Raw genomic sequence first — 13,699 nt, forward strand, 5'->3', positions numbered from 1 at the left:
GCGTGACCGCTGCTTAGCACCGGGGCGCGCGCTTCGGAAGGCGCGCCTTGCCCCCGTTCCGGGCATCCGCTAGAGCACGCGCGGAACCAGCAAGCGAAGGCGCACGCGATGGCCAAGACCAAGAAACCCAGCCGCCCGAAGGCCGAAACGCCCAAGGGTTTCCGCGACTATTTCGGCGCCGAGGTGACCCAGCGCGCCGAGATGCTGCGCAGGATCGCCGGGGTTTATCATCGCTACGGGTTCGACGCGCTGGAAAGCTCGGCGGTCGAGACCGTCGAGGCTCTGGGCAAGTTCCTGCCTGATGTCGACCGGCCCAACGAAGGGGTTTTCGCCTGGCAGGAGGATGCCGAGGCCGACCGTCCGGGCGACTGGCTGGCGCTGCGCTACGACCTGACGGCGCCGCTGGCGCGGGTCTACGCACAGCACCGCAACGACCTGCCGACGCCCTACCGGCGTTACGCGATGGGCCCCGTATGGCGGAACGAAAAGCCCGGTCCGGGACGGTTCCGGCAGTTCTACCAGTGCGATGCGGACACTGTGGGCACGGCTTCGCCCGCGGCGGATGCCGAGATCTGCGCGATGCTCGCGGATTGCCTCGAAGAGGTCGGCATCCCGCGCGGCGACTACGTCGTGCGGATCAACAACCGCAAAGTGCTGAACGGGGTGATGGAAGTCGCTGGCGTTCTCGACCCCGCCGATCCGGAGAAGTTCGCCGAGGAACGGGGCATTGTCCTGCGGGCCATCGACAAGCTAGATCGGCTCGGCCTCGACGGCGTGCGCGCGCTGCTGGGCGAGGGGCGCAAGGACGAGAGTGGCGATTTCACCAAGGGCGCAGGTTTGTCCGAGGCGCAGGCCGATACGGTCATGGGTTTCATGCAGGCCAAGCGCGACACGGGTGCCGAAACCGTTGCGGCGCTGGCGAAGCTTGTCGACGGGTCCGACACCGGGCAGTCGGGCGTGGCTGAACTCGAAGCCATCGCGGATCTGCTGGCGGCGGCTGGCTACGGCCCCGACCGGATCGAGATCGACCCCTCGGTCGTGCGCGGGCTCGGCTATTATACAGGACCGGTCTTCGAGGCCGAACTGACCTTCGAGATCACCGACGAGAAGGGCCGCCCGCGCCAGTTCGGCTCGGTCGCGGGGGGCGGGCGATACGACGATCTGGTCAAGCGCTTCACCGGGCAGGAAGTCCCGGCGACGGGCGTGTCCATCGGTGTCGACCGGCTGCTGGCGGCGCTGCAGGCCAAGGGCAGGATGCAGGCACAGGAGCAAGGACCGGTGGTGGTGACCGTCATGGACCGCGAGCGCATGGCCGACTACCAGGCGATGGTCGCCGAGCTGCGCCGGGAGGGTATCCGGGCCGAAGTATACCTCGGCAACCCGAAGAACTTCGGCAACCAGCTCAAGTATGCTGATCGGCGAAACAGCCCCGTGGCCGTCATCGAGGGCGGCAACGAAAAGGCCGCCGGCGTCGTCCAGATCAAGGACCTGGTGCTTGGAGCGCAGATCGCCGAGAACGCGACGCTCGAGGAGTGGAAGGACCGGCCCAGCCAGTACGAGGTGCCGCGCGCGCAGCTGGTCGAGAAGGTCCGGGAGATCCTCGCCGGGCAGCAAGGATGACCGACCGCGCCGCGCAATTGGCGCGCGCCGCCGCGCTGCGGGAGGCGTTCGAGGCGCGCGGGGCCGTCCCGGTTGAAACCCCGGTGCTGCAACCCGCCGAGACGCTGCTCGATCTTTACGGCGAGGAGATCCGGGCGCGGGCCTATGTCACTTCGGACGCCCTGCGCGGCGAGCAGATGCTGCGCCCGGACTTTACCGTGCCGGTGGTGCAGATGCACATGTCGCACGGGGCCGAGCCGGCGCGCTATACCTACTCGGGCGAGGTGTTCCGGCGCCAGGAGCACGACGAGGAACGCTCGAACGAGTACCTGCAGGTCGGCTACGAGATCTTCGACCGGACCGACCCGGCGGCGGCGGACGCCGAGGTGTTCTCGCTGATCCAGGGCCAGGTTGCGCATCTCGACCTGCGCGCGGTGACCGGCGATATCGGCATCCTGATGGCTGCGGTGGCCGGGCTTGACACCACCGCGCCGCGCAAGGCCGCGCTGATGCGCCACATCTGGCGGCCGCGCCGCTTTCGCGGGTTGCTGGATCGCTATGCCGGGCGCAGCCGGGTGAGCGACGCGCGCCGCGCGCTGATCGAAGGACGTGCGCCCGACTGCACCGCGCCGCTGGTTGGACGGCGCTCGCGCGACGAGATCGCCGAGCGCATCGCCACGCTGCGTGAGGATGCCGTGGCGACGCCGCTGAGCGGGCTCGAGGTCGACCTGATCGAGACCCTGCTGGCGGTGCGCGAAACGCTTCCTTATGCGCTCGAACAGTTGCGCGATCTCGCCGTCGACCTGCCCTCGATCGCCCCTGCCGTGACCCGGCTGGCACGACGGGCCGAGGCGCTCGACCGGCAGGGCGTCGCCATTGCCAACCTGCCTTTCGAGGCGAGCTATGGGCGCACGTCGATGGAGTATTACGACGGTTTCGTCTTCGGCTTTTACAGCGCATCGCGTCCTGACCTGCCTGCGGTCGCCACGGGCGGGCGTTACGACGCTCTGACCCGGCGACTGGGCGACGGGGCCGAGATCCCGGCGGTCGGCGGCGTGTTGCGCCCGGGGCTGATCCTCAAGCTGGAGGCGCAGGCATGACCGTGAAGCTGGGCGTACCCTCCAAGGGCCGACTGATGGATAAGACCTTCGACTGGTTCGGATCGCACGGCATCGCGCTGAGCAGGACGGGGTCCGACCGCGAATACGCCGGCGCGGTCGAGGGCATCGGCGGGGTCGCGCTGGTGCTGCTGTCGGCGGGAGAGATCCCGCGCGAACTGGCCGCCGGGCGCCTGCATTTCGGGGTCACCGGCACGGATCTCGTGCAGGAAAAGCTGCCCCGCTGGGAGCAACAGCTCGACCCGGTGCGCGAACTGGGGTTCGGACAGGCCGACCTGGTGCTCGCGGTGCCGAAAGCCTGGGTCGATGTGGAGACGCTGGACGATCTCGACGCGGTGGCCGCTGCGTTCCGCGCGCGTCACGGTCACCGGCTGCGCATCGCCACCAAGTATCACCGGCTGGTGCGCGAATTCCTGCGCGTGGGCGGCGTGGCCGACTATGCGCTGGTCGACAGCCAGGGGGCGACCGAAGGCACGGTGGCGAACGAGACCGCCGAAGCCATCGCCGACATCACCTCGAGCGGCGAGACCCTGCGTGCCAACCACCTCAAGGTGCTGAGCGACGGGCCGATCCTGAGATCGCAGGCGACGCTCTGGCGCAGCCGGGTCGCCGAGGTCGCGGACGCGGACCGTCACACGATGGCCGAACTGCTCGACCGGCTCGGGTGACGGCCCGGCCGGTTGCCGCTGGGGCAAGCCGCGAAAATCATTGCCAGAACCACCCCCCGGTGTAACCATTGCCTTGGATTGCCGGTGCGGTTGCATCCTCGGGAGGAGGGGGGCACCGTCGGCCGGTTGCGGGACAGCCCGCCTTTGGCTTGCGACAGGAGGGCGCTGCCGGATGCTCAGGATCGAGGACCTGCACCTCTCCTTCGGGGGCATCAAGGCGCTGCAGGGCGTCTCGTTCGATGCACGCCCGGGCGAGATCACCGGCATCATCGGGCCAAACGGGGCCGGCAAGACCTCGCTCTTCAATGCGATCTCGGGGTTCTACCGGCCGGGGTCGGGCCGGATCTTCTTCGAGGAGCGCGAGATCACGCATCTCAGCCCGGACCGCCGTGCGGCACTGGGGCTGGCACGGACCTTTCAGAACATCGCGCTTTTTCGCGGCATGACCGTGCTCGACAACATCAAGCTTGGCGGGCACACGCGGCTGAACTCGGGCGTCTGGGCGGCACTGGCCTATTTCGGCCCGGCCCGGCGCGAGGAACTGGAACTGCGCCGGGACATCGAGGAACGGGTGATCGACTTTCTCGAGATCGACGCGATCCGCAAGGTGCCGATCACCGCGCTGCCCTACGGGTTGCAGAAGCGCGTTGAGCTTGGCCGCGCGCTGGCGATGCGTCCCAAGGTGCTGATGCTGGACGAACCGGTCGCGGGCATGAACCGCGAGGAAAAGGCGGACATGGCGCGTTTCATCCTCGACGTGCAGGAGCAGTTCGGCACCACGATCCTGCTGGTCGAGCATGACATGCACATGGTGATGGACATCTGCTCGCAGATCGTGGTGCTAAATTTCGGCCAGCAGATCGCCAGCGGCACGCCCGCCGAGGTCAGCGACGACACGCAGGTGATCGAGGCCTATCTCGGGGCAGCGGCCTGATGGGCGAGGCGGCGCAATACGTGATCAACGGGCTGATGAGCGGCGCGATCTACGCCCTGATCGCCGCCGGCATCGTGTCGGTTTACAAGGCCACCAAGGTGGTCAACTTCGCGCATGGCTACCTGATCATGTTCGGGGCGTATTTCTACTACACCTTCGCGGTGATCCTGCCCGGGATGGACTGGGCGCCGGACTGGCTGGCCTCCTGGCAGCCGGGCTGGCTGGCGGCCGCCCGCGAGGGTCTGCCGATGTTCTCGCCGATGGGAGCGGTGCTCGACTGGCTGCAGAACCTGCCGCGCATTCTGCTGGGGCTTGCCGGGGCACTGGTTTGCAACGCGCTGCTGGGGATCGTGCTCGAACGCACGCTGATGCGCCCGCTCATGGGCCAGTCGGTGTTTGCGATGATCATGGTCACCGTCGGGCTGATCTCGATCCTGTCGGGCACGGCCCAGCTGATCTGGACGGCGGATGCCGATTTCGTACCTCCCATCGCGCCCAACGCGCCCCTGCGCTTCCAACTTTTCGGCTCGACGATTTTCCTGTTCGGCGCGGACCTCGTGAACATGCTGATCGCCGTGGCGATGTTCGGCGCCATCGTCGCCTGGGTGCGCTGGTCGCGCGGCGGTATCGCGATCCGGGCCACCGCCGAGGACCAGTCGACGGCCTATTCAATGGGGATTTCGGTGCCCAGGGTCTTTTCGCGCGCCTGGGTGCTGGCCTCGACCACCGGAGCGGTCGCCGGGGCCATCCTTGCCACGCGCAACGGCATCTCGCCGTCGCTCGGTCTTTTCGGCTTCTCGGTGCTGGCGATCGTGCTGATGGGTGGCCTCGACAGCTATGTCGGCGTCTTTCTCGCCGCGCTGGCCGTCGGCGTGCTCGAGGCGCTGACGCAATGGAAGCTGGGCGGCGACTGGGCCGAGATCGTGCCATATGTCGCGGTTCTGATCGTGCTTGTCGCGCGTCCGCACGGGCTCTTTGGCACGCGGGAGGTCGAGCGGATATGATCAACGCCAACCTCAAGGCCAGCTACGCGCAGGACGAGCGGGTGCTCGACAATCGCTACAAGCAGGGTTTCGTCTACGGCATGGTCGCGGCGCTGGCGCTGTTCACGATGACGGCCAACGAGTACCTCATCCTGATCGGTTGCCAGATGGGCCTGCTGCTGATCGCGGTTGTCGGGCTGAATGTCCTGACCGGCTACACCGGACTTGTCTCGCTGGGCCATGCCGCCTTCGTGGCCATCGGCGCTTATGCGGTGACCATCTTCAGCCATGTTGCCGAGGGCATCGTGCCGGCCGGTCTGATGCCGCTGGTTGCGATCCCGGTGGCCGTGGCGCTGGCCGCGGGCATCGGCATTCTCGTCGGGTTGCCGTCGCTGCGCGTCAAGGGGCTCTATCTCGCCGTGGCGACGCTGGCCGCGAATTTCATCGTTATATTCCTGATCGAGCAGCCCGTCTTCGCGCCCTGGACTGGGGGCATGACGGGCCTCACCACGCTGTCACCGAACTTCTTCGGCTGGGTGCTCGACACCAAGCGCGAGATGTTCGGCTTTATCGCCGCGACGGCCTTCGTCACGCTGCTGATGGCGCAGAACCTCGTGCGGACCCGCGTCGGGCGTGCCTTCATCGCGATCCGCGACCGCGACTACTCCGCCGAGATCCTCGGCATCTCGCTGCTGCGCTACAAGCTGACGAGCTTTGCCATCTCGGCGGCCTATTGCGGGCTTGCGGGCGCGCTTTTCGCCTATTTCTACGCCCGCATCCTGCCCGAGCAATTCGAACTGGCGCTGTCGCTGGAGCTTGTGGCGGCGTTGATCATCGGCGGCATGGGGCGCACGATGGGGCCGGTCTTCGGCGTCATCGTGATCGTGATGGTGCCCGAGATCATCAAGGTCAGCTTCGGCGCGATGACCGGGGGGGCCGTCGACTGGGCGCAGATCCGCGCGCCGTTGCAGGAGATCGCCTTCGGGCTGCTGCTGATCGGCTTTCTGCTCAAGGAACCTCTCGGCATCACCCAGATCACCGACCGGATGCTGCGCGCCGCGAATCGCTGGCCCTTCGCGCGCGGATGAGACCGAGACAAAACATAGGGAGAAGACAGACATGACCATGAACCGCCGAACCTTCCTTGCCACCGGCACCGCCGCCACCGCGGCACTGGGCGCCCCCATGATCCTGCGCGCACAACCCTCGGAATACGTCATCGCCTCGTCGCTGCCGCTGACCGGGCCTTTTGCCACCGCGGGCCAGCTTGTCTCGCCCGGGTTCAAGATGTTCGAAGCACTTGTCAACGAGGACGGCGGCATCGGCGGCGTCCCGATCCGGATCACCATCGAGGACTCGGGCTACGACCCGGCCGTGGCGTTGGCCAACTACCAGCGCGCGCTGGCGACCGAGCCGAACCTCGTGATGTACTACGGTGACAGCACCGGCTTCATGAAGCTGGTGGCGCCGGAATTGAAGGGCGAGAACGCCCGGCTGATGGGGTCCACCTCTTTTGCCTCGGACCTCGCGAACCCTGCCGAGAATCCCTACCAGTACCTGCCGGGACCCTCCTACGAGGACCAGGTCGACATCCTGCTGCAGAACATCAAGGACGCCGGCGGCAGCACCGTCGCCTTCATGTTCTCCAACACCGAATTCGGACGCGACCCGATCGCGCATGGCAAGGCCAAGGCCGAGGAACTGGGTATCGAGGTCGTGCTGGAGGAAAGCACCAAGGTCCAGGGTGCGGACATCCCGACCCATGTCACCAAGCTGGCCCAGTCCGGCGCCGAGCATTGCATCCTGCAGGGCTATGTAACCGGCGTCTGGCCGCAGCTTATCGGAGGCGCGCGCCAGTTCGGCCTGCCGACGCAGTTCCACGGCACCTTCTGGGGCATGGAGAAGCTGATCGCCGATCGGGTAACGGCAGAGGCGGGGCCGGTGCTGGACGGCTATTCCGGCGTGATGCCCTACCGCTATTCCTACGATGATGCCGACGCGCCGATCTACCAACGCTACGCGGCTTTCCAGAAGGCGAACTTCGCCGGCACGCCGCTTGAGACCTACATGCCGACCTGGGGTCTGCAGGGCCTGTGCTCGCTGACGCTCGGGGTCGAGGCGCTGCGGCGTGCCGCCGAGAAGGGTCTGGAACTCACCGCTGACAACGCTGCCGAGGAACTGGCCGGCATCACCGATTACGACACCGGCGGGTTTTTCGGCGGACCCGTCAGCATGGTCGGCAACAAGATCGGCACGGGGCGTGTCTACACATACGACGCCGAGGGCGGGCTGTTCACGCCAAGCTCGGACTGGTTCACGGTGTCCTGACGCCCCCCATGCTGACGGTCGAGAACATCGAGGTCACCTACCACCACACGGTGCAGGCCCTGCGCGGCCTGTCGCTGGAGGTGCCCGAGGGGCGGATCGTCACGCTGCTTGGCACCAACGGCGCGGGCAAGACCACGACGCTCAAGGCCGCGAGCAACCTGCTGGGCCTGGAAAACGGCGAGGTCGGCGCGGGACGCATCCTGTTCCGTGGCAGCGAGATCCGCCGCGTCCCGCCGGACCGGCTGGTGCAGATGGGACTCTTTCACGTCCGCGAGGGGCGGCGCGTCTTCGGCGAAATGACGGTCGAGGATAATCTCGTCGCTGCGTCCTACGCGCTCGACGGGCGAGGCGAGACGGCGGATTTCGACAAGGTCTACGCCTTCTTTCCGCGCCTCAGGGAACGCCGGCGGCAGATCGCGGGGTATCTGTCGGGCGGTGAGCAGCAGATGCTCGCCTTTGGCCGCGCAATGATCGCCCGGCCCCGGCTGATCCTGATGGACGAACCCAGCCTCGGCCTCGCCCCGCAGGTGGTGGACGAGATTTTCGCCACGATCCGGCGGCTGAACGCCGAGGACGGCACCTCGATCCTGCTGGTGGAGCAGAACGCGGGCTATGCCTTCGGCGTGGCGGATTACGGCTATATCATGGAAAGCGGCCAGATCGTGATGGAGGGCGAGGCCGCACGGCTGCGCGACGATCCCGACGTGCGGTCCTTCTACCTCGGGCTTGCGGACGGAGCAGAGGGCGCACGGCAATCCTTCCGGGACATCAAGCATTACAAGCGCCGCAAGCGCTGGCTGAGCTGAGGAGGCGGAAATGGCGTTCGACGAGAAGGATCCCGGGTTCGCGTCGCCCATCGACCTGCTCGCCGGACATGCCGCGACCCGGCCCGACGACGTGGCCATGCGTCAGAAACGCTTTGGCATCTGGAACGAGATGACCTGGGCCGGCTTGCACGAGATCGCGCAGGCGGTGGCGGCGGGGCTTGTCGATCTTGGGCTGCGGGTCGGCGATCATGTCGGGGTGCTGTCGGAAAACCGCAGCGAATGGGTGCAGGCGCAGCTAGGCATCAACATGGGCGGCGGCGTCTGCGTCGGCATGTACCCGACCAGCCCGGCGGCCGAGATCGAACATCTCGTCAACGCGTCCGATGCCACGATCCTGTTCATCGAGGATCAGGAACAGCTCGACAAGATCATCGCCCTGCGTGGCCGGTTGCCGAAGCTGCGGCAGTTGGTCATCTTCGACCCCCGCGGCACGGCAGGCGAGGGCGAGTTGGGCCTTGTCAGTTTCACCGACCTGCTCGAGCGCGGGCGACGGCGCATGGCCGATCTCACTGACGATCTCAGGGTGCGTTCCGAGGGGCTGGGGCCAGACGACACGGCGATGATGGTCTTTACCTCCGGCTCGACCGGACTGCCCAAGGCGGCCGAGATCACCTACGGCAACCTGCATGCCGGGGCGCAGGTAGCGGGGCAGGTCTTTGCCGACTGCGGACCGGGCACGAACGTGCTGAGCTACCTGCCGCTGTGCCACATCGCCGAGCAGGCGGTTACCGTGATCAACGGGCTCAGCCGCCAGTTCGTGATGAATTTCGGAGAAAGCCTGCGCACGATCACCATCGACCTGCGTGAGGTCGCCCCGGAGGTGTTCTTTGGCGTGCCGCGGATCTGGGAGAAGATGCAGGCCGGTGTGCTTGTCCAGGCGCAGACGGCGGGCCCCCTGCGCAGCCGGCTGACCCGGACGGCGCTGGCCGGCGCGCGCCGGCGCGGTGCGATACGCCGCGACCGATGGAGCGCGCGGGACCGGCTGGCGCATGCGGCCTGGGACCTGCTGGTCTATCGCCATGTTCGCAGCTATCTCGGCCTAGGGCGAACGCGCATCGCGATTACCGCCGCCGCGCCGATTTCGACAGACCTGCTGGCCTTCCTGCGTGGCATCGGCGTGAACCTGCGCGAATCCTGGGGGATGTCGGAAACCTCGGGTGTCGGCACGATCCAGCCCGACTGGGGCAGTTGCGACGGACGCATCGGGCACCCGGTCCGCGGTCTCGAGGCGCGCATCGCGAAGGACGGTGAGGTGCTGGTCCGCGGGCCGACGATCTTCAAGGGGTACTACCGCAACGCCCGCGCCACGGCCGAGACCTTCGAAGACGACTGGCTGCGTACCGGCGACGTCGGACAGATCGAAGCGGACGGTTCGTTTTCGCTGGTCGACCGCAAGAAAGACATCATGATCAACGCGGCCGGCAAGAACCTCTCGCCGGCGCTGATCGAGAACGCGCTGAAAGCCAGCCCCTTCATCAAGGAGGCCATCGCCATCGCCGACCGGCGTCCCTTCGTGACGGCGCTGGTGCAGATCGACATGGACACGGTGCGGCTCTGGGCCGAGGGTCAGGGGATCGCCTATACCACCTTCCGCTCGCTGGCCGAGAACCCGAAGGTTCAGGCGCTGATCGACACTGAGGTTGCGGCGCGAAACGCCGATCTTGCGCGGGTCGAGCAGGTCAAGAAGGTGCGTCTGCTGGCCAAGGAACTCGACCACGACGACGGCGAGGTCACGGCCACCATGAAAGTGCGTCGCGCGAAGATCCACGATGCATATGCCGCGGAGATCGAGACCCTCTACGCCTGAGCCGGATTTTTGCAAAAATCCGGTCCGGAAAATTCGAATTTTCCGGGGCGTGGCTCAGAGAACGCCGATCTCGGCCAGCGCGCGGTTGAGTTCCACTGGCAGCGCCTCTTCCTCGGCCCGGCCTTCCGGGAGGTCGGGTGGTGCGTCGGCGACAGCCAGATAGCGCCAGCCTTGGAAGGGGCGTCTGAGACTGCCTTGCGTCCGCATGAGGTCCGGGTGGAGCACGATGGCGCAGCGTCGGATTCCGTCCGCGCCGATACGTTCGTCGAGGCGCAGGATGCGTTGGCGGCATTGCACGACACCCTTGATCACCCAGTAGATCGAGCCGCCGTTCAGGACTTCCGCGGCACGCTTCGGCCACATGCGCGTGACATGGCGCGGCAGGCCATCTGATGTCTGCGCGGCGCGCGTCTTTTGCCAGGCCACAAGGTCCTCGACGGTCTCGGTGCCGACGGACAACTTTAACAGGTTCACAGACTTGTCCACAGCTTTGCCCACCGAACGTGCCACAGAATCCCCCTGGTCGCTTTGCCACAAGGGACAGTAGCGCCATTCCCAACCGGATCAAAGTGTTGTGGACAACGGGCCGCGCAGGTACAGTGAACGCCTTTCCTCAGTCACGAGAGATTCGCGCCCATGACCCGCTTTTCCGCCGCCATTTCCGAGCAGATATGGGACATGAAGTACCGCTTCAAGGCACCCGACGGCACGGCGCAGGACGTCACGGTCGAGGATACCTGGCGCCGGATCGCGCGCGACCTCGCGAAGGTCGAAAAGGATCCTGAAGCCTGGGAAGAGACCTTCTACGCGGCTCTCGAGGATTTCAAGTTCCTGCCCGCAGGCCGGATCGTCGCGGGCGCGGGCACCGCCCGGCGCGTGACGCTTTTCAACTGCTTCGTGATGGGCACGATCCCGGACAGCATGGCGGGCATCTTCGACATGCTTAAAGAGGCCGCCCTCACCATGCAGCAGGGCGGCGGCATCGGGTATGACTTCTCGACCATTCGGCCGAAGGGCGCGGATGTGAAAGGCGTCTCGGCCGATGCCTCGGGTCCCTTGAGCTTCATGGACGTCTGGGACGCGATGTGCCGCACCATCATGTCCGCAGGATCCCGCCGTGGCGCGATGATGGCGACAATGCGCTGCGATCACCCGGATGTGGAGGCTTTCATCAAGGCCAAGTCCGACCCCGCGCGCCTTCGTATGTTCAACATGTCGGTGCTGGTCACCGACCCGTTCATGGACGCCGTCAAGGCGGACGGGTCCTGGGATCTCGTCTTCGAGGGCCATGTCTACCGTACTGTCCAGGCGCGCGACCTCTGGAACCGCATCATGCAGGCGACCTACGACTATGCCGAACCGGGCGTGATCTTCATCGACCGCATCAACGCCGCCAACAACCTCGCCTACTGCGAGACCATCGCCGCGACCAACCCCTGCGGCGAACAGCCTCTGCCGCCCTACGGTGCCTGCCTGCTGGGCTCGATCAACCTCGCGCGCCTCGTGACCGGGCCGTTCACCGAGGCGGCACAGATCGACGAGGACGCTCTGGCCGAGCTGGTGAGCACCGCAATCCGGATGATGGACAACGTGGTCGACGCCTCGAAATTCCCGCTCGAGGCGCAGGCGCGGGAAGCGCAGGCCAAGCGCCGCGTCGGGCTCGGCGTGACCGGCCTTGCCGATGCGCTGCTGATGGTGGGCGAGCGCTACGGCTCGGAGGAGGCGGCGCGTCTGACCGAACGCTGGTTGCACGCCATCGCGCGCGCCGCGTACCTCGCGTCGGTGCAATTGGCGAAGGAAAAGAGCACCTTCCCGCTTTTCGACGCCGACGGCTACCTTGCGTCGGGGACCATGCGGGGGATGGATTCGGACGTGCGCGATGCGATCCGCAAGCACGGCATCCGCAACGCGCTGCTGACCTCCATCGCGCCCACAGGCACGATCAGCCTTTTCGCCGGCAATGTCTCGTCCGGGATCGAGCCGGTCTTCGCCTACGCCTACACGCGCAAGGTGCTGCAGAAGGATGGCACCCGCACCGAGGAGGAGGTCGTCGACTACGCCGTGCAGATGTGGCGCGACCTCAAGGGCGACGCGCCGCTGCCGGATCACTTCGTCAACGCCCAGACGCTGGCGCCGGCCGATCACGTGCGCATGCAGGCCGCGGCGCAGAAGTGGGTGGACTCGTCGATCTCGAAGACCATCAACTGTCCCGAGGACATCAGCTTCGAGGATTTCAAGGACGTCTACATGATGGCCTGGGACACCGGCTGCAAGGGTTGTACGACCTACCGCCCGAACGCGGTGACCGGATCGGTCCTGACGGTGTCCGACGAGAAGCCGTCCGAAGCGGAACTGCCCGAAGTCATCGCCCACAGCGGTGACGAACCCGCCACGCCACATGGCGACGTGATCTATATGTCCGACCCGCTCGACCGGCCCGAGCAACTCGAGGGCGCGACCTACAAGCTCAAGTGGCCGGACAGCGAGCATGCGATCTACATCACCATCAACGACATCATCATCTCGGGCCACCGCCGGCCCTTCGAGGTCTTCATCAACTCCAAGAACATGGAGCATTTCGCCTGGACCGTCGCACTGACACGGATGGTCTCGGCCGTGTTCCGGCGCGGCGGCGACGTCTCCTTCGTGGTCGAGGAACTCAAGGCCGTCTTCGATCCGCGTGGCGGGGCCTGGATGCAGGGCAGGTACATTCCGTCGATCCTCGCCGCTATCGGCGGGGTGATCGAACAGCACATGATCACCATCGGCTTCATCGCGGGCGAGGGGATGGGGCTGAAAAGCGACCCGAAGGCGCGGGTGGCCAACCTCGACACACCGCGCAGTCCGGCCTGCTCGAGCTGCGGGCAGTACGAGATGCGCATGGTCGAAGGCTGCATGACCTGCGCCAATTGCGGCTATTCGAAGTGCGGGTGACAGGTGGCGCGCGCCGACTTGTGGTGTTCTGACAAGCAATTCATGCCAATTGGACCATGTAAAACAACAATTTCGCAAGCATAACGTGCCAACTGGCATTTTTTCCGTTTTGAGTGCTCTGAAGTACAGTTCGCGATCCAAGATCGCACCGGATGCTCATTGATGGCCATTCGGTGAATTTCCTGTTGAGCGTCGCGACTGCACCGTGGGTTACATCGCAACATAAGTCTGCACCGCAATCTTCCCGTCGAGGCAAGCTCTTCGCAGCAATCAATTGGAGTTCTTGTGTGCTCAAAACGTCTAAGCCGAGACGGGCAAGAGTAAAATTAAAAAAATGCTTGCCTGTTGTCGCTTTCCAACCTTCAAGTCGATAACTGTGCAAACTGTCTTGTAATAGCGGAATGGGCGGACAGCGGAAGTTCGCTGCAGGCGTGAGCAGCCCGATCTGACTGGTCCAAACCAATTGTTAGTGCATGTGCGGCCTTTGGGCTACCGGGATGA

Annotated in this window: 11 protein-coding genes; 10 read left to right on the forward strand and 1 reads right to left on the reverse strand. The window is 65.9% G+C overall.

Going from position 1 to position 13,699, the window contains the following annotated elements; translation table 11 throughout:
• Positions 1 to 108: 108 nt before the first annotated feature.
• The 9 genes from hisS (at position 109) to R5H30_RS20695 (ending at position 10,264) form a co-directional block, all read left to right on the forward strand.
• Entirely contained in the window at positions 109 to 1,620 is a 1,512-nt protein-coding gene (gene hisS, locus R5H30_RS20655) for a histidine--tRNA ligase (RefSeq protein WP_318330636.1), read from the forward strand.
• On the forward strand, positions 1,617 to 2,699 hold the full coding sequence (locus R5H30_RS20660) for an ATP phosphoribosyltransferase regulatory subunit (RefSeq protein WP_318330637.1): 1,083 nt from the start codon (positions 1,617 to 1,619) through the stop codon (positions 2,697 to 2,699). The genes hisS and R5H30_RS20660 overlap by 4 nt, the downstream gene beginning before the upstream one ends.
• Positions 2,696 to 3,385, forward strand: a complete 690-nt coding sequence (gene hisG / locus R5H30_RS20665; protein WP_318330638.1) for an ATP phosphoribosyltransferase — start codon at positions 2,696 to 2,698, stop codon at positions 3,383 to 3,385. The genes R5H30_RS20660 and hisG overlap by 4 nt, the downstream gene beginning before the upstream one ends.
• Before the next feature lie 172 nt (positions 3,386 to 3,557).
• Entirely contained in the window at positions 3,558 to 4,319 is a 762-nt protein-coding gene (locus tag R5H30_RS20670; protein ID WP_318330639.1) for an ABC transporter ATP-binding protein, read from the forward strand.
• A complete protein-coding gene (locus R5H30_RS20675) occupies positions 4,319 to 5,323 on the forward strand; it encodes a branched-chain amino acid ABC transporter permease (protein ID WP_318330640.1) in 1,005 nt (334 codons plus the stop codon). The genes R5H30_RS20670 and R5H30_RS20675 overlap by 1 nt, the downstream gene beginning before the upstream one ends.
• Complete coding sequence (locus R5H30_RS20680) at positions 5,320 to 6,390, forward strand: branched-chain amino acid ABC transporter permease (protein ID WP_318330641.1); 1,071 nt, start codon at positions 5,320 to 5,322, stop codon at positions 6,388 to 6,390. Before R5H30_RS20675 ends, R5H30_RS20680 begins: the two co-directional genes overlap by 4 nt.
• A 31-nt stretch (positions 6,391 to 6,421) precedes the next feature.
• Positions 6,422 to 7,630 (forward strand): ABC transporter substrate-binding protein, encoded by a 1,209-nt coding sequence (locus R5H30_RS20685; protein WP_318330642.1) that lies wholly within the window; start codon positions 6,422 to 6,424, stop codon positions 7,628 to 7,630.
• A gap of 8 nt (positions 7,631 to 7,638) precedes the next feature.
• Positions 7,639 to 8,436, forward strand: coding sequence for an ABC transporter ATP-binding protein (locus R5H30_RS20690; protein ID WP_318330643.1), 798 nt, complete (start codon positions 7,639 to 7,641; stop codon positions 8,434 to 8,436).
• A 10-nt stretch (positions 8,437 to 8,446) separates the two neighbouring features.
• Positions 8,447 to 10,264, forward strand: coding sequence for an AMP-dependent synthetase/ligase (locus tag R5H30_RS20695; RefSeq protein WP_318330644.1), 1,818 nt, complete (start codon positions 8,447 to 8,449; stop codon positions 10,262 to 10,264).
• A 54-nt stretch (positions 10,265 to 10,318) separates the two neighbouring features.
• Here R5H30_RS20695 and R5H30_RS20700 read toward each other — a convergent pair whose 3' ends face one another.
• A complete protein-coding gene (locus R5H30_RS20700; RefSeq protein ID WP_318330649.1) occupies positions 10,319 to 10,750 on the reverse strand; it encodes a DUF1489 family protein in 432 nt (143 codons plus the stop codon).
• 150 nt (positions 10,751 to 10,900) lie between these two features.
• Between R5H30_RS20700 and R5H30_RS20705 the strand changes: the two genes are divergently transcribed.
• Entirely contained in the window at positions 10,901 to 13,198 is a 2,298-nt protein-coding gene (locus R5H30_RS20705; protein ID WP_318330645.1) for an adenosylcobalamin-dependent ribonucleoside-diphosphate reductase, read from the forward strand.
• Positions 13,199 to 13,699 lie beyond the last annotated feature (501 nt).

The organism is Roseobacter sp. FCG-D35, assembly GCF_033436665.1.
In the GTDB taxonomy this organism is placed as follows: Bacteria; Pseudomonadota; Alphaproteobacteria; order Rhodobacterales; family Rhodobacteraceae; genus JAWQFO01.